This window comes from Geodermatophilus sp. CPCC 205761 (genome assembly GCF_051383655.1).
GTDB lineage: Bacteria > Actinomycetota > Actinomycetes > Mycobacteriales > Geodermatophilaceae > Geodermatophilus.
Genome location: NZ_JALPKQ010000033.1, coordinates 23,460 through 41,895, shown reverse-complemented (window position 1 = coordinate 41,895; position 18,436 = coordinate 23,460). Strand labels below are relative to the sequence as shown.

Here is an 18,436-nt window from a genome sequence, read left to right as displayed (position 1 = left end):
CCTCGGCCGCCCGTCTACCCTGGGGTGTTCCCGTCCGCGCCCCGGAACCGCCTCGGAGGTCCGCCCGTGCTCGCCCGCATCGACCTGCGTGGGTCCACGTTGCCGGGAGTGCGTGAGCTCTCCGGCCTGCTGCCCCGGGCCGCCACCGACATCGACTCGGTGCTGGCGACGGTCCGTCCGCTCTGCGAGGACGTCCGCGTGCGGGGCGCGCAGGCGGTCCGCGAGATCACCGCCCGGATCGACGGCGTCGACCTCGAGGACTTCGCGGTGCCGCGCGCCGCGATCGACCGCGCGCTGGCCGAGGTCGACCCGGCCGTCCGCGCCGCCCTCGAGGAGGCGATCGCGCGGGTGCGCCGGGTGCACGCCGACCAGGCCCGCACCGACGTCACCACCCAGGTCGTCCGCGGCGGCACCGTCACCGAGCGGTGGGTGCCGGTGCGCCGGGTCGGGCTCTACGTGCCCGGCGGGCTGGCCCCGCTGCTGTCCAGCGTGGTCATGAACGTCGTCCCCGCCCAGATCGCCGGCGTCGAGTCGATCGCGGTCGCCTCCCCGCCGCAGCGCGACCACGGCGGCCTGCCCGACCCCGGCGTCCTCGCCGCGTGCGCGCTGCTCGGCGTCACGGAGGTCTACGCCGTCGGCGGCGCCCAGGCGATCGCCGTCTTCGGGTACGGCGCGGGCGCCTGCGAGCCGGTCGACATGGTCACCGGCCCGGGCAACGTCTACGTGACCGCGGCCAAGCGCCTGCTGCGCGGCCTCATCGGCATCGACTCCGAGGCCGGCCCCACCGAGGTGGCGATCCTCGCCGACGACACCGCCGACCCGGTGCACGTCGCCGCCGACCTGATCAGCCAGGCCGAGCACGACCCGCTGGCCGGCGCGGTGCTGGTCACCACCAGCGAGGAGCTCGCGGACGCCGTCCTCGGGCTCGTGCCCGGCCAGGTCGCCGCGACCAAGCACTCCGACCGCATCACGACGGCGCTGGACGGAAGCCAGTCGGGCGTCGTCCTGGTGGACGACCTCGACGCCGGGCTGCGGGTCGTGGACGCCTACGCCGCCGAGCACCTGGAGATCCAGACGCGGGACGCCCGCGAGGTGGCCGGCCGGGTGCGCAACGCCGGTGCGGTCTTCGTCGGCGCCTGGTCGCCGGTGTCGCTCGGCGACTACTGCGCCGGGTCCAACCACGTGCTGCCCACCGGCGGCTGCGCGCGGCACTCCAGCGGCCTGTCCGTGCAGTCCTTCCTCCGCGGCATCCACGTCGTCGAGTACGACGAGCAGGCCCTCGCCGAGGTCGCCGGGCACATCGACGCCCTCGCCGGGGCCGAGGACCTCCCCGCGCACGCCGCCGCCGTCCGGGCCCGGCAGCGCGCATGAGCCAACCCCACGAAAGCGCTCCGCCGGCGCTCCACGTTCCCGCGGGGACCCCGGCGACGCGGCTCGACGAGCTCCCGCTGCGGCCGGAGCTGCGGGGCCGCACCCCCTACGGTGCCCCCCAGCTGCCGGCCAAGTACCGGCTCAACACCAACGAGAACCCGCACCCGCTGCCCGACGCGCTGCTCACCGACCTCGCCGAGGCGCTCCGGCACGCCGCGGTCGACCTCAACCGCTATCCCGACCGGGACGCCCTGGCCCTGCGCGCCGACCTCGCCGCGTACCTGACCCGCACCGGGGGCGTGTCGCTGGCGGCCGGGCAGGTGTGGGCGGCCAACGGCTCCAACGAGGTGCTCCAGCAGATCCTGCAGACCTTCGGCGGCGCCGGACGCCGGGCGCTGGGCTTCACGCCGTCCTACTCGATGCACCCGATCATCGCCGCCGGAACCGGCACCGCCTGGGTGGACGGCCGCCGCCGGCCGGACTTCACCATCGACCCCGGGGCGGCCGCGGCGCAGGTCCGCGAGGTGGCGCCGGACGTCGTCTTCGTGACCAGCCCGAACAACCCGACCGGCACCGCGGTGGAGCTGGCGACGATCGAGGCGCTGTACGAGGCCACCACCGGCGTGGTCGTCGTCGACGAGGCCTACGCGGAGTTCGCGCGCAGCGGCACGCCGTCGGCGCTCACCCTGCTGGCCGGGCGGCCCCGGCTGATCGTCAGCCGGACCATGAGCAAGGCGTTCGGCATGGCGGGACTGCGGCTGGGCTACCTCGCCGCCGATCCCGCCGTCGTCGACGCGCTGCAGCTGGTCCGGCTGCCCTACCACCTGAGCTCGCTGACCCAGGCGGCCGCGCGGACCGCGCTGACGCACACCGACGCCCTGCTGGCCACCGTCGACGCGGTCAAGGCCGAGCGCGACCGGATCGTGGCCGCGCTGCCGGGGATGGGGCTGACCAGCGTCCCCAGCGACGCCAACTTCGTGCTGTTCGGCCGCTTCGCCGACGCCCCGGCCGCCTGGCAGGCGCTGCTCGACCGGGACGTGCTGGTGCGTGACGTCGGGCTGCCCGGCTGGCTGCGGGTCACCGCCGGCACCGCGGAGGAGACCGACGCGTTCCTCACCGCCCTGGGTGAGGTCGCGCCGGACCACCGCACCACTGAGGGAGGATGAGCGCATGGCGCGGACTGCACGGGTGGAGCGGGAGACCAGCGAGACGAAACTCGTCGTCGAACTGGACCTCGACGGCACCGGGAAGAGCTCGATCAGCACCGGGGTCGGGTTCTACGACCACATGCTCAGCGCGCTGTCCAAGCACAGCGGCATCGACCTCACCGTGCGGGCCGACGGTGACCTGCACATCGACGCCCACCACACGGTGGAGGACGTCGCGATCGCCCTGGGGCAGGCGTTCGCCCAGGCGCTCGGGGACAAGAAGGGCATCACCCGCTACGGCGACGCCACGATCCCCATGGACGAGGTGCTGGCGCAGGCGGCGGTCGACCTGTCGGGCCGGCCGTACTTCGTGCACGCCGAGCCGGAGAACATGACGCCGATGATCGGGCCGGACTACCCGACCAGCCTGACCAAGCACGTGCTGGAGTCCTTCGCGTTCAACGCGCGGATCAGCCTCCACGTGCGCGTGCTCTACGCCGGCCGCGACGCCCACCACATCGTCGAGGGCCAGTTCAAGGCGCTGGCGCGGGCGCTGCGCACCGCCGTGGCGCTGGACCCGCGGGTCACCGACGTCCCCTCCACCAAGGGCGCGCTGTAGCCGCATGACGTTCGCCGTCCTGCTCCTCGTCCTCGGCGGGTTCCTGCTCGGCGGGGCGTGGAGCATCTGGAAGGCCGACTCCGACAGCCGCGGCCGCACCGGTCCGCAGGTGCTCTTCGCCGTCGTGCTGCTGGTGGCGGCGCTGCTGGCGACCGCGGCGGGCATCCTGCGGATGGTGTGACCGCGCTGTGACCGGCCTCCGGGAACACCGCAGGTCCAGCCGTAGCTGATCGATACCGTGGGAGCCATGAAGAAGGTCGCCGTCCTCGACTACGGGTCGGGCAACCTGCGCTCGGCCGAGCGGGCGCTGGCCCGCGTCGGCGCCGACGTCACCGTGACCTCCGACCCGCAGGTCGCCCTGGACGCCGACGGGCTCGTCGTCCCCGGCGTGGGCGCGTTCGCCGCCTGCATGACCGGCCTGCGCGCCGTGGACGGGCCGCGGGTGATCGACCGCCGGCTCGCCGGGGGCCGGCCGGTGCTCGGCGTCTGCGTCGGCATGCAGATCCTGTTCGAGCGCGGCGTCGAGCACGGCCAGGACGCCGAGGGCTGCGGCGAGTGGCCCGGCGTCGTCGAGCCGTTGCAGGCGCCGGTGCTGCCGCACATGGGCTGGAACACCGTGGAGGCGCCGGCCGGCAGCGTGCTGTTCGACGGGCTGGCCGACCAGCGGTTCTACTTCGTCCACTCCTACGGCGTGCGCGAGTTCCCGCTCGGTGCCGGCGGCGTCCCGTCCCCGCTGCCGAAGCCGCTGGTCACCTGGGCCGAGCACGGCGACCGGTTCGTCGCCGGCGTGGAGAACGGTCCGCTCTCGGCGACCCAGTTCCACCCGGAGAAGAGCGGCGACGCCGGCGCCCAGCTGCTCAGCAACTGGCTGCGCACGCTGCACTGACCCGCCGTCACTGCAGGGGGAACGGCGGCTGCACCCACCACGGCGCGTCGACCACCTCGACCCGGCGCACCCACTTCACCCACCAGAAGCCGCGCCGTCCCGGGGCGACGAGCCGCACGGGCGCCCCGTGGCCGGCCGACAGCCGGCGGCCGCCGGCGGACGTCGCCAGCACCAGGTGCCCCGCGTCGCGCAGCGGCAGCCGCCGGCGGTAGCCGGTCACCGACACGACGTCGACGCTGCCCTCGGGCGGCAGGTCCGGCAGGTGCTCGGCGAGCAACCGGTCCAGCCGGGTGCCCCGCCACTCCTGGACGGCGAACCAGCCCCCGGTGCAGTCCAGCGCCGCCCGCACCGCGTCCTCGTCGCCGAGGTCGGCCACCGGCACCGACACCCGCCGGTCACCGGCCACCAGGTCCAGGACGCGGTGCTCCGTGGCGGGGACGCCGTCGCCGATCCACTGGGTGACCGGCATCGCGGCGGGGTCGCCGGTGCCGCGCTCGAAGGACCCGGTGCTCCGGCGGCGCGCTCCCGGGGCGCCGCCCAGTCCAAGTGCGGCCTCCGTGCCGGCCCAGACCGCCGCCGCCCCCAGGCCCAGCGCCGCGGCGCGCAGCAGTGACCGGCGGGAGAGGTCCGTGCGGCGCGGCCGCTGGCGGCTGCCCCACACGTGCACGACCAGCAGGGCACCAGTGCCCACCGCCGCGCCGACGTGCACCTGCAGCGCGGCGATCCCGCCCGACGCCGGCCACGGCCCGGGCAGCCCGACGGCGTGCAGCACGCCGCTGCCGACGGTCACCGTGACGAGGACGGCGAGGGCGAGCGCGACAACCGGGTCGCGGCGCCCGGCGGTGCGGTGCCGCGACCGCCGGACCACGACCGACTTCCACGGCACCAGCAGCAGGAGCCCCAGCCCGGCGGCGCCGTGCGCGGCCACCACGAGCGACGCGGCGGGCAGCGTCCCGACACCGAAGGACAGCACCCCCGTGCCGCCGGCGACGAGGAGCAGGCCGAGCAGGCCGAGGTTGGTCCGCCGCCCGGCCCGCCGGAGCGGCCCCGGCGTCGTCGGCACCGGTGTCGGCGGCCCGGCCACGGTGTCCAGTGTGCGCCGCGGCCGCGACCGGCCCCGGATCACCACCGGCCGCGGTGCACGACCTCGCCGACCCCGCGCCGGCCGCGCCGCAGCGAGGGGGAGCGCCGGTCCTCGCTCCCCGGGTAGCCGACCGAGACGCAGCCGACCGGCCGGTGGGTCTCCGGCACCCCGAACGCGGCGCGGAAGGACGCCACCCGCTCGGCCGGGACGCCGAAGAAGCAGGCGCCCAGCCCCTCGTCGACCGCGGTGAGCAGCATCAGCAGGGCCGCCATCCCGGCGTCGACGTCCCAGTAGGGGACCGGCCAGCGGGCCTCGTCGCGGTCGGTCCAGCCCTTGTCAGGCTCGGCGTAGCGGTCCAGGTAGGCCGCCTTCGACGACAGCGGCACCACCAGCAGCGGTGCCCGGCGCATCCGGGTCAGCCAGCCGTCCGGGGTGCCGTCGCCGGTGGTCGCCGTCCAGAAGCGCTCGCGCTCCTCCGGGGACTCCAGGACCAGGAACGCCCAGCCCTGGCTGAACCCGGCCGACGGCGCGCGGACGGCGTGCTCCAGCAGCCGCTCGCGCACCTCCGGGGGGACCGGCCGGTCGGGGTCGTAGTCCCGGACCATGCGCCGTCGGCGGACGACGTCGGCGAACTCCACGACCGGCGAGACTGCCACGCGGGTGGGCCGGAGTTCTGTGCCACCCGGCGGAAGGGCGCTCCCCGTCGCCGGACCGGCCGGTGGACCGTGGCCCGCGTCACGGGGCGCCGGCCGGCGCCCGTCCCGGCAGGGGGAGCAGCGCATGGCGACGAGGACGACCCCGCGGCGGCTGCGCGCCGCCGTGAACCTCGCCGACGTCCGCGAGCTGGCCCGGCGGCGGCTGCCCCGCCCGGTCTTCGACATGGTCGACGGCGGGGCGGACGACGAGCTGACCCTGGCCCGCAACGAGGCCGCCTTCCGCGAGCTGCTGCTCAGCCCCGCGTCGATGGCCGACGTCGCCACCGTCGACCCGGCGGTGGAGGTGCTCGGCCGCCGGGTGTCGATGCCGGTGCTGCTGGCGCCGACCGGCGGCGGCCGCGTCGCCCACCGCCGCGCCGAGCCGGCGGTCGCGGCGGCGGCCCGCGCGCACGGCACCGTCTACGTGCAGAGCACCGTGACCGGCTACCCGCTCGAGGAGGTGGCGCGGGCCGGTGGCGGACAGCTCTGGTACCAGCTCTACCTCCCGGAGCGCCGGGAGCGGCTGCGGCCGATGGTCGAGCGGGTCGCCGCCGCCGGGTACCGGGCGCTGGTGCTCACCGTGGACACCCCGGTCTTCGGTGGCCGCGAGCGCGACCGGCGCAACGGCTTCTCGCTCCCCGTCCGGCCGCACCCGCGCATGCTCCTGCAGGGCGCCTCCCGCCCGGTCTGGGCGGTGGACTTCCTGCGCGGCAACCTGCCGACCCGGCGGGACGGCCGGCTCTCGGCCTGGGCGACGCAGCGGCAGATCCTGGCCGCCCCGCGCCCGGTGACGTGGGCCGACCTCGCCGTCGTCCGCGACCTCTGGGACGGGCCGCTGGTGGTCAAGGGCGTGCTGCGGCCGCAGGAGGTGCCCGGGCTGCTGGACTGCGGCGTCGACGGGCTGGTCGTCTCCAACCACGGCGGCCGCCAGCTCGACGGCGTGCCGGCCAGCATCGAGGCGCTGCCGGCGGTCGTGGCCGCGGTCGCCGGCCGGGCGGAGGTCTATCTCGACGGCGGCGTGCGGCGCGGCACCGACGTCCTCAAGGCCCTGGCCCTCGGCGCGCGGGCGGTGCTCATCGGCCGGCCCTACCTCTACGGGCTGGCGGCCGGCGGGCAGGCCGGGGTGGAGCGGGTGCTCGAGCTGCTGCGCGCGGAGTTCGTCCGCGCGCTGGCGCTCACCGGCTGCGCCACCCCCGCCGACGTCGACGCCGGCCTGCTGCACCCGGCCCGCTGACCGGCTCCCCGGAGCCCGATGCCCGCACGGCGGAAGTCCCGTGGTGACCGCCGTCCGGCCCGACCTACCGTGACCGGCGGCACACCGAGCTGTGCGGGGCCGGTGCACGGCTCCGCCGTCCGCGGGGACGCGCCCGACGCACGGTCGGCGTCCCGGCTCGGTCGGGAGAGATGAGGTCCACATGAGCGAGATGGTGCGCGCCGCGGTCCAGGTGGGGCCGCGCAAGATCGAGATCCAGGAGTTCCCCCGGCCGGAGGTCGGCCCGGACGACGGTCTCCTGCGCGTGGAGGCCAACGGCCTCTGCGGCAGCGACGTCGAGTTCTACAAGGGGCACCTGCGCCAGGACATGCCGGCGTTCGTGCCCGGGCACGAGCCGATGGGCATCGTCGAGGAGGTCGGTGAGAACGCCGCCAAGCGCTGGGGCGTGCAGCCCGGTGACCGGGTGGCGCTCGAGGTCGTCATCCCGTGCCGCAACTGCTTCGACTGCCTGACCGGCAACTACCAGGCCTGCCGCAACCGCGTCGGCGGCCACGGCGTCACCCCCGTCGACGTCGCGCCGGCGCTGTGGGGCGGCTTCGCCGAGCACATGTACCTCGCGCCGGGCGCCGTCGTGCACAAGATCGACAAGACGCTGCCGACCGAGGTCGCGGCCATGTACAACTCGATGGGCGCCGGCGTGCGCTGGGCGCTGCACTACGGCCAGGTCCGGCTCGGCGACACCGTCCTCGTGCTCGGCGCCGGCCAGCGCGGGATCGCCGCCGTCATCGCGGCCAAGTCGGCGGGGGCCGGCACCGTCGTCGTCACCGGCCTCGAGGCCGACGCGCACAAGCTGGCCCTGGCCCGCGAGTTCGGCGCCGACCACACCGTCGTCGTCGACGGCGACGACGCCGTGGACGTGGTGGAGCGGGTGCGGGAGCTGACCGACGGCCGCGGGGTCGACGTCACCCTCGAGCTCACCCCGATGGCCGCCGGCCCGGTCACCGACGCCCTGCTGGCCACCAAGCACGGCGGCCGGGTCGTCCTCGCCGGCATCAAGGGCGACCGGGAGATCCCCGTCCGCACCGACGTGATCATCAACCGGGCGCTCACCCTCCAGGGCGCCTACGGCGTGGACGCCAAGGCCATGGCCGAGGCGATCGCCCTGATCGAGTCCCGCCGCTTCCCGCTCGAGCGGATGCACACCCACACGTTCGGCCTGGAGGACACCGGGCACGCCATCGAGGTCCTCGCCGGCGAGGTCCCGGGCGAGAACGCCGTCCACGTCTCCGTCCACCCCAACAACTGACGCCCGACCGGAGGGCCCTCCGCATGCTCTGCGACACCCACGCCCACCTGCTGCCGTACGACTACCCGGCCGACGCGCCGGAGTGCTTCCCCCGCATGGAGCCGGTGGACGGCCAGACCGCCCGCACGCTGCTGTTCGGGGCGATGAGGTTCACGGCCAAGGACGTCTTCTTCGACGCCGAGCGCCGCATCGAGGCGATGGACGCCTCCGGGGTGGACGTCGAGGTGATCACCCCGATGCCGCCGCTGCTGCGCTACGACCTGCCCGCGTCCGACGGGCTGTCGCTGGCCCGCCACGTCAACGAGTTCAGCGCCACGCTCGTGCAGGCCGACCCGACCCGGATGATCGCCCTCGGCATGGTGCCGATGCAGGACCCGGACGCGGCGACCAACGAGCTGGCCGCGATCAAGGAGCAGGGGCTCAAGGGCGTCGAGATCGCGTCCAACATCCTCGGCTCCTCGATCGGTCACGAGAAGTTCCTGCCGTTCTTCTCCGAGGTCGAGCGGCTGGGCCTGTCGGTCTTCGTGCACGCCATGCCCTCGCCCACCGAGCGGCTGCCCATGTCGGCCATGGGCACCTACGTCGTGGGCATCGAGGGCGCCTTCGCCGCCGCCTCGATGGTCACCGGCGGCACCGCGGCCAAGTGCCCCGACCTGCGGATCTCGTTCAGCCACGCGGCCGGCGGCTTCCCGCTGATGATCCCGCGCCACCAGTACTTCTGGGGCGGCTCGTGGAACGAGGAGCCGAAGAACCCCGAGCGCGCCGTCATGCCCGACGACGGCCCCTCCCCGCTGGAGTACGCGCGGCGCTTCTTCTACGACTCGCTGGTCTTCGACCGGCGCGCGCTGACCTACCTCATCGAGCTGCTGGGGTCCGACCGGCTGCTGGTGGGCTCGGACTTCCCGGCGATGCCGCGCGAGGAGCCCGCCGGCCGGACGCTGCGGTCCATGGGCCTCGACGACGACGTCCTCGAGGACATCCTCTGGAACAACGCGTTCCGCTGGCTGGGCATGGAGCCCACCCGCTGAGCGCCTCCGGCGCCGGGGCCCGCAGGGGTCCCGGCGCCGGTCAGCCGTGCGTGTGCGCGCTGCGCCGGGTGGGCTGCGCCGAGGGCGCGCCGAGCGCCCGGGAGATGCCGCGTGCGGTCGCGTTCAGCACCGGCACCAGCGCCTGGGCCTGCACCGTGCCCTGCTCCACCGTCACGCCCAGGGCCGCCACCACCTCGTCGCCCGCGCCGCGCACCGGGACGGCCACGGCGAGCGCCGGCACGTCGGCGGTCAGCTGGTTCTCGGCGATCCCGACGCCGGTCCGGCGCACGTCCGCCAGCCGGCGCCGCAGCACCTGCGGATCGGTGATCGTCTCCGAGGTGAAGCGCTTCAGCGGCCCGCTGAGGACCTCCTCCTGGACCTCCGGCGCGGCGAAGGCCAGCAGGACCAGCCCGGTGCCGGTCACGTGCAGCGGCCACCGCCCGCCGATCCGGCTCATCAGCTTGACCGCGCCCCGGGCCCGCAGCGCCTCCACGTAGACGACGTCGGAGCCGTCGCGCACGCCCAGGACGACATTGGCCCGCGTGGCCTGGTGCAGGTCGTCGAGGTAGGGCACGGCGACCTCGCGCAGCTGCAGGCCGTGGGGGGCCAGGGCGCCCAGCTCGAGCAGCCGCAGGCCGATGCCGTACCGCCCGTCGGGGCCCCGCTCCAGGGCCCCCCACGCGCGCAGCTCCCCGACCAGCCGGTGGGTGGTGGTCAGCGACAGCCCCGACCGGCGGCTGATCTCGCTGAGGGTCAGGGCGGCGTGGGCCGGGCCGAACGCGTCCAGGACGGCGAGCACCCGGCCGGCCGCGGTGGCGCCGGCCGAGACGCGGCCGGCCACGCGCCGGTCGATCTCCCGGCCGGGTCGTTCGGCCGGGGGGAGCGCTCTCGTCGTCGTCACCCGCAGCCTCCCGCTCCTGCCCCGAGGGCAGCATCCAGCACCGGGGCACGGCGTGTCCCGGCCCACTGTCGGTCCGCCGGTCGAGGGTGTCAAACGGGGCCGCCCGGGGCACAGCCCGATCGGCAAGGCGGGGTTGCGTCCCGTCCCGGTGCGGACTGGCTGGTCCGCCGCGTGGGGCCCAAGTTGTCTTCCGCGAGGCGAAAGCGGCGGAGCCCCGGAGCGGCCCCCTCCCGGACTCTGGACCGGCCGCCAGTGACCCCCATCACTGAGCCATGCGACCGATCGAGCGAGTCCTCGACGTGCAGCTCCACCGTCCACCCCAGAGTCACCGAGGCCCCAAGGGGAGCACCTACATGAAGCAACGGACGATCCTGTCCCTTCTCACCGCCGCTGCGCTGGCGTTGTCAGCCTGCGGCGGTGGCGGCGATTCCGGAGGCACGGCCGCCGGCACCGCGGGACCGGCGGGCGAGCCGCAGCAGGGCGGCGAGCTGACCGTCCTGGAGGACGCCGCCTTCGCCGGCAGCTGGCCGGCCGGCATCGACCCGGCGACCAACACCACCGGTGGCTCCAACATCGCGATGATGCAGGCGGTCTTCGGTGGCCTCTTCCTGCTCAAGGCCGACGACGACGGCTCCAACGCCGAGGTCACGCCGAACCAGGCGGAGAGCTACGAGTTCTCCGAGGACGGGCTGACCTTCACCGTCAAGCTGCGTGAGGGCATCCAGTTCAGCGACGGCACGCCGCTCGACGCCGAGGCCGTCCGCTTCAACTGGGAGCGCGACCTCGCCAACCCCTGCACCTGCAAGCCGACCTGGCCGCTGGCCGAGGGCGGCATCCAGGTGGTCGACCCGCTGACCATCCAGCTGTCCTTCACCCGGCCCTACCCCGCGGTGCTCGCGTCCTTCCCGTCGGCGAACGTCAACTGGATCGCCTCCCCGTCCGCGCTCGAGGCGCAGGGCGAGGACGCCTTCAAGATCACCCCGGTCGGCGCCGGTCCGTTTACGGTCGTCGAGAACCAGCTCAGCTCGGTGCTCGAGCTCGAGCGGAACGAGAACTACTTCAAGGAGGGCCTGCCCTACCTGGACCGGCTGACCTTCCAGTCGATCGGTGGCGACCAGCCCGCCTACCAGGCGCTGCAGGCCGGCCAGGCGCAGGCCTACGAGGGCCTCAACACCACCCCGCTGCTCGAGCAGGCGCAGGCCAACCCCCAGCTGCAGGTGACGATCCAGCCGGCGACGTCTCCCTACGTCATCCAGCTGAACACGAAGATCGCGCCGTTCAACGACGCCCGCGCTCGTGAGGCCATCTACCGGGCCACCGACTTCGAGGCCATCAACGAGGGCATCTTCGGCGGCCAGTACGAGGTGAGCCAGGGCTTCACCGGCCCCGGTGGCCTGTTCTACGAGCCCGAGGTCGAGGGCTACCCGGAGTACGACCTCGACCGGGCCAAGGAGATCGTCGAGGAGCTCGGCGGCATGACGATCCGGCTCGGCACGATCAGCAACTACGTCGCCACCCAGATCAACACCGCCCTGCAGACGCAGTGGCAGGAGGCCGGCATCGACGTGGAGATCAACGACTACCAGCTCTCCGGCGTCATCCAGGAGTTCACCGGCGGTCAGTGGCAGGCCATGCTGCAGACCGCGGGCGCCTGGGACCCGGCGGCCGGTGTCGGCGTCGGCTTCCGGTTCAACTCCGGTGTCCCGTACAGCGGCGTGGCGGACCCGAAGCTCGACCAGCTGCTGAACGACGCGGCCTCGACCCTGGACGAGACGCAGCGGGCCGACCTCTACCGGCAGGCCGCCGAGCTCATCGCGCAGAACTTCTACGCGCCCTTCGGGCTGGCCTTCGCCCCGGCCAACCTCGCCGCCGTCGGCGTGCACGGCCCGGGCCTCACCACCAAGATCCCGCCGATCCTGGTCAACGCCGGGGTCATCTGGGACGAGGTCTGGCGGGAGCAGTGACCGCCACCGCAACAACCCCGCGGGTCCCGGCTGACAGCCGGGGCCCGCGGGCCTCCCGCCTCTCCCGGGTCACCGGGTCGCCGGTCCTCCGGCTGGTCGTCAAGCGCCTGCTGATGGCCATCCCGATCATGCTGGGCGTCACGATCCTGACGTTCTGGGTGCTCAGCCTGATCCCCGGCAACGCCGCCCAGCAGCTGCTGGGCCCCGAGGCCACGCCCGAGGACATCGCGCTCCTCGAGCAGCAGCTCGGCCTCGACAAGCCCGGGCTGGAGCGCTACCTGGAGTGGCTGCAGGGCGCCGTCACCGGTGACCTCGGCCAGTCCATCGTCAGCCGCCAGCCGGTGAGCGACATCCTCGCCCAGCGCCTCCCCGTGACCGCCGAGCTCGTGTTCCTCGCGTTCGTCGTCTCGCTGCTCCTGGCCATCCCGGTGGCCCTCCTCGCCGCCCACAAGCCGGGCGGGATCCTGGACCGGATCAGCATGGTCGTCAGCACGCTGGGCCTCTCGGTCGCCAACTACGTGCTGGCGCTGCTGCTGGTGCTGGTGTTCGCGGTGAACCTCGGCTGGCTGCCGGCCATCGGCTTCGTCCCGCTGGAGGACGGGCTGTGGCTCAACCTCAAGTCGATGATCCTGCCGTCCGCGGCGATCGGCCTGCCGCTGTTCTGCTTCTACACCCGGTTCCTCCGCGGCGACCTCGTGGACCAGATGCAGCAGGAGGAGTACGTCACCACCGCCCGCGCCAAGGGCGTCGGCTCCTGGTCGGTGCTGCTCAAGCACGCGTTCCGGAACTCGTCCTTCGGCCTGATCACCATCGTCGGGCTGAACCTGGGTGCCCTGATCGGCGGCACCGTGATCATCGAGCAGATCTTCGCGCTGCCGGGTATCGGTCAGATGCTGCTGCAGGCCATCAACACCCGTGACTTCGTCGTCGTGCAGGCGGCGGTCGTCATCTTCGCGCTCGTCGCGGTGCTGGCGAACCTGGTCGTCGACATCCTGTACGCCGTCCTGGACCCGAGGATCCGCTATGGCAGTCGTTGAGCCGGCCCCGTCGTTCTCCATCGGCCCGGAGATCGACGAGGCCGAGGCCAAGATCGGCGGCCGTGGTCGCCGCTGGGGCCACAACCTGGGCACCTGGATCCCGGCCGGCCTGATCGCCTTCGTGGTGATCGCCTGCTACCTGGGCCCCACCCTGCTGTCCCTGCCGAGCCCCGTCGGCGGCAACATCCTGGAGAGCAACCTGCCGGCGTTCTCCCCGGGGCACATCCTGGGCACCGACCCGAACGGCAACGACATCCTGTCGCGGCTGCTCCACGGCGGTCAGTCCTCGCTGTGGATCGCCGTGGCCGTGAACCTGCTCGGCCTGGCCATCGGCGGGACCCTCGGGGCGCTGTCGGGCTACGTCGCCGGGATGGTCGACACGCTGATCATGCGCATCCTCGACGTGCTGATCGCCTTCCCGTCCCTGGTGCTCACCCTCGCGGTGGCCCAGGCGCTGGGCCCGTCGATGACCAACACGATCCTGGCGCTGGCCTTCTTCAGCATCCCGGCGTTCGCCCGGGTGGCCCGCTCGGCGGTCCTCCGGCTGCGCGAGATGCCGTTCATGGCGGCCGCACAGCTGGCCGGGACGCCGGCGCGCCGGATGCTGTTCAAGCACCTGGCGCCCAACATCGCCCCGCAGCTGATCACCTTCGGCATGCTGGGCATGGGCATCGTGATCATCATCGAGGGCGCGCTGAGCTTCCTCGGTCTCGGGATCCCGGACCCTGCGCCCAGCTGGGGGAACATGGTCGCGACCGGTCAGCTCAGCCTCTCGGCCACGCCGATGCTCGTCGTCTGGCCGAGTCTGGCCCTGCTGATCACCGTGCTCGCCTTCAACCTCCTCGGCGAGAACCTGCGGGCACGTTGGAGTGGTCGATGAGCAAGCGAACGGCGACCTACGCCGCGGGGGAGGCCCAGGTGTCCGAAGGAGTCATCGACCCGGTGTCGATGGGCAAGCCGTCCCGGGTCACCCCGGCGCAGCCGGGCGAGCCGCTGCTGGTGGTGGAGGACCTCCGGGTCCAGTTCTCCCGCGGCGGCCGGAAGATCAACGCGGTCAACGGGCTCTCCTACGAGCTCGTCCCCGGCGCGATGATGGCGATCATCGGCGAGTCCGGGTCGGGCAAGAGCGTGAGCTCCCGCGCGCTCATGGGCCTGCTCCCGCCGACGGCGAAGATCACCGGCTCGGCGCGGTTCGAGGGCCGCGAGCTGATCGGCATGGCCGAGAAGGACATGCGGGCCCTGCGCGGCGGCGACATCGCCATGGTGTTCCAGGACCCGGCCCGGTCGCTCAACCCGACCATGAAGATCGGCACGCAGATCACCGAGGCGGTCCGGCTGCACAGCGACCTGGACAAGAAGGGCGCGCACGCCCGTGCGGTCGAGCTGCTCAAGCTGGTCCGGCTGCCCGCCGCCGAGCGGCGCTTCCACGAGTACCCGCACCAGCTGTCCGGCGGTATGCGCCAGCGCGTCATGATCGCCATCGCCCTCGCCGGCGAGCCGCGGCTGCTCATCGCCGACGAGGCCACCACGGCGCTCGACGTCACGACGCAGGCGCAGATCATGGAGCTGCTGGTCGAGCTCCAGCAGCGTCTCGGCATGGCGGTCATCATGATCAGCCACGACCTGGGGCTGGCGGCCAGCTACGCCCAGGACGTCGTCGTCATGTACGCGGGCCGCGCGGTCGAGCAGGCGCCGACGAAGACGCTGTTCGCCAACGTCCGCATGCCCTACACCCACGCCCTGCTGGGGGCCATCCCGGCCCTGGACCGGGAGCCGCACTCGCTGTTCGAGGTGACTCCCGGGCAGCCGCCGGACCTGTCCGCGCTGCCCAAGGGCTGCCCCTTCCGGCCCCGGTGCTCCAACGCGACCGACAAGTGCCTGGAGACCCCGCCCCTCACCGAGCACGAGCCCGAGCACCACTGGGCGTGCTGGCACCCCGTCGGGGCCGGCACCGCCACCGCGAACGGAGAGCAGCGATGACCGCCGTCGAGGAGCGCATGACGGGCGACCGGGCGGAGGCGCGCACGCCGCTGCTGAGCGCCCGCAACCTCGTCCAGGAGTTCCCCGTGCGCGCCGCGGGCGGCGTCAAGGGCGGCGTCGTCCACGCCGTGTCGGACGTGTCGTTCGACATCTACCCGGGGGAGACCCTCGGCGTGGTGGGCGAGACCGGCTCGGGCAAGTCGACCCTGGCCCGGTCGGTGATCCAGCTGCCCCGGCCGAAGTCGGGCGTCGTGGAGTTCCAGGGCAAGGACCTCATGACGCTGGGCCGCCGGGAGCTCAAGGAGTCCCGCCGGCAGATGCAGATGGTCTACCAGGACCCGTTCGGCTCGCTGAACCCGCGCTGGCGGGTGACCGAGCTGGTCGAGGAGCCCCTGGTCGGCCACGGCTGGGGCAACGCCGACTCCCGGAAGCGGCGGGTCGAGGAGCTGCTGGACCTCGTCGGGCTGGACCCGTCCCAGTACGCGAAGCGCCGTCCGTTCGAGCTCTCCGGTGGCCAGTGCCAGCGGGTGGCCATCGCCCGCGCCATCGCGCTGGAGCCGGCGCTGATCGTCGCCGACGAGGCGGTCTCCTCCCTCGACGTGCTGATCCAGGCGCAGGTCCTCAACCTGTTCGAGAAGCTGCGGCGGGAGATGAACCTCTCCTACCTGTTCATCGCCCACGACCTGGCGATGGTCAAGCAGGTCAGCGACCGAGTGGCGGTCATGTACCTCGGCCAGCTGGCCGAGATCGGCCCGTCCGAGGCCATGTACCGGCAGCCGCTGCACCCGTACACGTCGGCGCTGCTGGACTCCATCCCGCGGGTCGACCCGGTCACCGGGGCCGCCCACCGGCCGGTCGCGCTGCCGGGCGAGCCGCCGTCGCCGATCGACCCGCCCAGCGGGTGCCGGTTCCGCACCCGCTGCCCGCGGGCCCAGCAGAAGTGCGCGGACGAGGCGCCGAAGCTGGTCGAGCACCAGCCCGCGCACCAGGTGGCCTGCCACTTCCCGCTGGACCTCCCGATGCCGGAGGTCCCGAAGGCGACCGGTGGGGCCAGCCTGCCCGGGGAGTCCCCGACCGCGAAGCCACCGGCCGGGTCCACGGTCGTCTGAGATCCCACGTCGGCCCGCCGGTTCCGCCGCGCGGGAAGGACGTGGAGCCGGCTCGCACGCGCGCCTAGCGTTCCTCCCAGGGACGGCGCCGCGCGGGCCGGCGTCCACGGAGCGAGGAGAGACGTGTTCGACACCATCATCGACCCGACCGTGGGCGCACCCGGCGACGAGCGGGGACGCACGGCGCTGGCCTCCCGCCCCGGCGGGCTGAACGGCCTGCGCCTGGGCCTGCTCGTCAACACCAAGCGCAACGCGGCGGACTTCCTCGAGGAGGTCGCCGCCCTGCTGGAGTCCGAGCACGGCGTGACGACCGTCCTCACCCGGACCAAGCCGAGCATCGTGCACCCGGCCCCGCCGGAGATGCTCGAGGAGTTCCGCGGCGAGACCGACGTCGTGGTCGTCGGTGTGGGCGACTGCGGGTCCTGCAGCGCCTCGGCGATCGCCGACGGGCTGCAGCTCGAGGCCGCCGGCATCCCGGCCGCGGTCATCTGCAGCGACGCCTTCCAGGTCAGCGCCGACGCCATGGCCGGCCTCCAGGGCACCCCGGGGTACGAGTACGTCACCACCGCGCACCCGGTGGCGAGCCTCTCCCGGGAGGGTGTGCGCGAGCGCGCCGTCCAGGCGCTGCCCGAGATCGTCGGCATGCTCACCCGCTCCTCGGTGGCGGTGGCCTCATGACAGCGGTCGACGACCCGGCGCGGACCGCGAGGGAGGCGATCCGGTACTGCTACGAGCAGGGCTGGACCGACGGCCTCCCCGTCGTCCCCGCCACCCGGGAGGACCTCGACGCCTTCCTGGCCACCACCGACCGCGACCCCGACGAGGTCATCGGCGCCCAGGCGCACCTCAACCGCCGGGTGACCGTCCGGCAGGCCGCGGTCAACGCGATCATGGCCGGCTGCGAGCCGGAGTACTTCCCGGTCGTGCTGGCCGCCTGGGACGCCCTCAACGGCGAGGCCTCCACCAACGGCGGGGCGTGGCAGTCCACCAGCGGCCCCGCGCCGCTGCTGGTCGCCAACGGCCCCATGCGCGGGCGGCTGGGCATCAACTGCGCCGGCGGGGTGTTCGGTCCCGGCTTCCGGGCCAACGCCACCATCGCCCGCGCCATCGGGCTGCTCGTGCGCAACGGCTACGGCATCAAGCCGCAGGAGCTCGAGCAGGCCACCCAGGGCGTGCCCGGCCGCTGGCAGCTGCTCATCGGCGAGCACGAGGAGCTCTCCCCGTGGGAGCCGCTCAGCGTCGTCGGCGGCCTCGAGCCCGGCGTCGACGCGGTGTCGGCCGTGCTCATCCGCTGCTGCGAGTACGTCGACAACCGGCACACCGACAGCGCCGAGGCGGTGCTGCAGGACTTCGCCGACTCGCTGGCCCGCATCGGCGCCTACCTCGGCGTCCGGCACTCCAGCGGCGGCCTGGTGCTCGGCCCCGAGCACGCCCAGACCCTCGCCGACGCCGGGTACAGCCGCGCCGACGTGCAGCAGTGGCTGTTCGAGCACGCCACGCACACCGAGGCCGAGCTCGCCGCCGCCGGCAAGGGCGGCGGTGCCCCCGTTCGGGACGGCGTGGTGACGATGATGCCGTCGGCCGCCGAGATCCCCGTGATCGTCGCCGGTGCGGCCAACGCCGCGATCTCGATGGTGTTCCGTCCGTTCGGCTGGGCCCCGTGGTCCGGCCGCTCCATCCCCGTCCGCTGGTCGGCCTCCTCGCGGCCGACCGCTCTCCAGGAGGTGTCCCCGTGAGCATCGACCAGGCTCAGCTCGACCAGTTGAAGCAGACGCTGCAGGCCGACGACTACCGGCTCGACGTGGACGTCACCGGCGACGGCGCCGATGTCTCGATCGTCGCCGGCCCGGACGCGTGCGAGGAGTGCCTCGTGCCCAAGCCGCTCATGCAGTCGATGCTCGCGCCGGTGCTCGGCGTCCAGCCGGAGAGCATCCGGCTGACCTACCCGACCGACGTCAGCTCCTGATCCGCGCCGGGCGGTCGCGGGCTGACCGGCCCGCCGCCGTCCGGACACCCGCCGCAGGGACCCGCGGGTGAGGGGAGTGCCCTCACCCGCGGGTCTCCGGCATGCCCGAGCACCCGCTGCAGGCTCACT

Annotated in this window: 19 protein-coding genes; 16 read left to right on the top strand and 3 right to left on the bottom strand. The window is 73.9% G+C overall.

All coding sequences use genetic code 11. The annotated features are described in order from the left end of the window. Positions 1–66 precede the first annotated feature (66 nt). The 5 genes from hisD (at position 67) to hisH (ending at position 4,024) form a co-directional block, all read left to right on the top strand. Complete coding sequence (gene hisD / locus MY526_RS18720) at positions 67–1,371, top strand: histidinol dehydrogenase (RefSeq protein WP_436704792.1); 1,305 nt, start codon at positions 67–69, stop codon at positions 1,369–1,371. Continuing rightward, a complete protein-coding gene (locus MY526_RS18715; protein WP_436691506.1) occupies positions 1,368–2,537 on the top strand; it encodes a histidinol-phosphate transaminase in 1,170 nt (389 codons plus the stop codon). Before hisD ends, MY526_RS18715 begins: the two co-directional genes overlap by 4 nt. Before the next feature lie 4 nt (positions 2,538–2,541). Then, a complete protein-coding gene (gene hisB, locus MY526_RS18710; protein ID WP_436704791.1) occupies positions 2,542–3,138 on the top strand; it encodes an imidazoleglycerol-phosphate dehydratase HisB in 597 nt (198 codons plus the stop codon). Positions 3,139–3,142: 4 nt separating this feature from the next. Continuing rightward, the gene (locus tag MY526_RS18705) at positions 3,143–3,319 is read left to right on the top strand and encodes a hypothetical protein (RefSeq protein ID WP_436691508.1); all 177 of its coding nucleotides are present in this window, start codon (positions 3,143–3,145) and stop codon (positions 3,317–3,319) included. A gap of 66 nt (positions 3,320–3,385) precedes the next feature. Further along, positions 3,386–4,024 carry an imidazole glycerol phosphate synthase subunit HisH gene (gene hisH / locus MY526_RS18700; RefSeq protein ID WP_436691509.1) on the top strand — a complete coding sequence of 213 codons (639 nt, stop codon included), beginning with the start codon at positions 3,386–3,388 and terminating at the stop codon, positions 4,022–4,024. Between the two features lie 7 nt (positions 4,025–4,031). Here hisH and MY526_RS18695 read toward each other — a convergent pair whose 3' ends face one another. Next, positions 4,032–5,108: a molybdopterin-dependent oxidoreductase gene (locus MY526_RS18695; RefSeq protein WP_436704790.1), complete on the bottom strand. Its 1,077-nt coding sequence runs from the start codon at positions 5,106–5,108 to the stop codon at positions 4,032–4,034. 38 nt (positions 5,109–5,146) lie between these two features. Beyond that, positions 5,147–5,764 carry a nitroreductase family protein gene (locus MY526_RS18690; RefSeq protein ID WP_436691511.1) on the bottom strand — a complete coding sequence of 206 codons (618 nt, stop codon included), beginning with the start codon at positions 5,762–5,764 and terminating at the stop codon, positions 5,147–5,149. A 124-nt stretch (positions 5,765–5,888) separates the two neighbouring features. Between MY526_RS18690 and MY526_RS18685 the strand changes: the two genes are divergently transcribed. The 3 genes from MY526_RS18685 (at position 5,889) to MY526_RS18675 (ending at position 9,350) form a co-directional block, all read left to right on the top strand. Next, entirely contained in the window at positions 5,889–7,037 is a 1,149-nt protein-coding gene (locus tag MY526_RS18685) for an alpha-hydroxy acid oxidase (protein WP_436704789.1), read from the top strand. Between the two features lie 181 nt (positions 7,038–7,218). After that, on the top strand, positions 7,219–8,322 hold the full coding sequence (locus tag MY526_RS18680) for a zinc-dependent alcohol dehydrogenase (RefSeq protein ID WP_436691513.1): 1,104 nt from the start codon (positions 7,219–7,221) through the stop codon (positions 8,320–8,322). A 23-nt stretch (positions 8,323–8,345) separates the two neighbouring features. Next, positions 8,346–9,350: an amidohydrolase family protein gene (locus MY526_RS18675; RefSeq protein WP_436704788.1), complete on the top strand. Its 1,005-nt coding sequence runs from the start codon at positions 8,346–8,348 to the stop codon at positions 9,348–9,350. Between the two features lie 40 nt (positions 9,351–9,390). Here the strand turns inward: MY526_RS18675 and MY526_RS18670 are convergent, their stop codons facing one another. Beyond that, positions 9,391–10,251: an IclR family transcriptional regulator gene (locus tag MY526_RS18670; protein ID WP_436704787.1), complete on the bottom strand. Its 861-nt coding sequence runs from the start codon at positions 10,249–10,251 to the stop codon at positions 9,391–9,393. A gap of 353 nt (positions 10,252–10,604) precedes the next feature. On the opposite strand from MY526_RS18670, the gene MY526_RS18665 reads away from it, so the two are divergent. From MY526_RS18665 to MY526_RS18630, 8 genes are all read left to right on the top strand, one after another. Beyond that, a complete protein-coding gene (locus MY526_RS18665; RefSeq protein ID WP_436704786.1) occupies positions 10,605–12,215 on the top strand; it encodes an ABC transporter substrate-binding protein in 1,611 nt (536 codons plus the stop codon). Then, positions 12,212–13,252 (top strand): ABC transporter permease, encoded by a 1,041-nt coding sequence (locus MY526_RS18660; protein ID WP_436691517.1) that lies wholly within the window; start codon positions 12,212–12,214, stop codon positions 13,250–13,252. Before MY526_RS18665 ends, MY526_RS18660 begins: the two co-directional genes overlap by 4 nt. After that, entirely contained in the window at positions 13,239–14,132 is an 894-nt protein-coding gene (locus tag MY526_RS18655; RefSeq protein ID WP_436691518.1) for an ABC transporter permease, read from the top strand. The genes MY526_RS18660 and MY526_RS18655 overlap by 14 nt, the downstream gene beginning before the upstream one ends. Continuing rightward, a complete protein-coding gene (locus tag MY526_RS18650; protein ID WP_436691519.1) occupies positions 14,129–15,232 on the top strand; it encodes an ABC transporter ATP-binding protein in 1,104 nt (367 codons plus the stop codon). The genes MY526_RS18655 and MY526_RS18650 overlap by 4 nt, the downstream gene beginning before the upstream one ends. Then, positions 15,229–16,341, top strand: coding sequence for an ABC transporter ATP-binding protein (locus MY526_RS18645; RefSeq protein WP_436691520.1), 1,113 nt, complete (start codon positions 15,229–15,231; stop codon positions 16,339–16,341). The genes MY526_RS18650 and MY526_RS18645 overlap by 4 nt, the downstream gene beginning before the upstream one ends. 123 nt (positions 16,342–16,464) lie before the next feature. Then, positions 16,465–17,019: a UGSC family (seleno)protein gene (locus tag MY526_RS18640; protein ID WP_436704785.1), complete on the top strand. Its 555-nt coding sequence runs from the start codon at positions 16,465–16,467 to the stop codon at positions 17,017–17,019. Beyond that, the gene (locus MY526_RS18635) at positions 17,016–18,077 is read left to right on the top strand and encodes a hypothetical protein (RefSeq protein WP_436704784.1); all 1,062 of its coding nucleotides are present in this window, start codon (positions 17,016–17,018) and stop codon (positions 18,075–18,077) included. The genes MY526_RS18640 and MY526_RS18635 overlap by 4 nt, the downstream gene beginning before the upstream one ends. Further along, the gene (locus tag MY526_RS18630; RefSeq protein ID WP_436691523.1) at positions 18,074–18,307 is read left to right on the top strand and encodes a hypothetical protein; all 234 of its coding nucleotides are present in this window, start codon (positions 18,074–18,076) and stop codon (positions 18,305–18,307) included. The genes MY526_RS18635 and MY526_RS18630 overlap by 4 nt, the downstream gene beginning before the upstream one ends. The last annotated feature ends 129 nt before the right edge of the window (positions 18,308–18,436 follow it).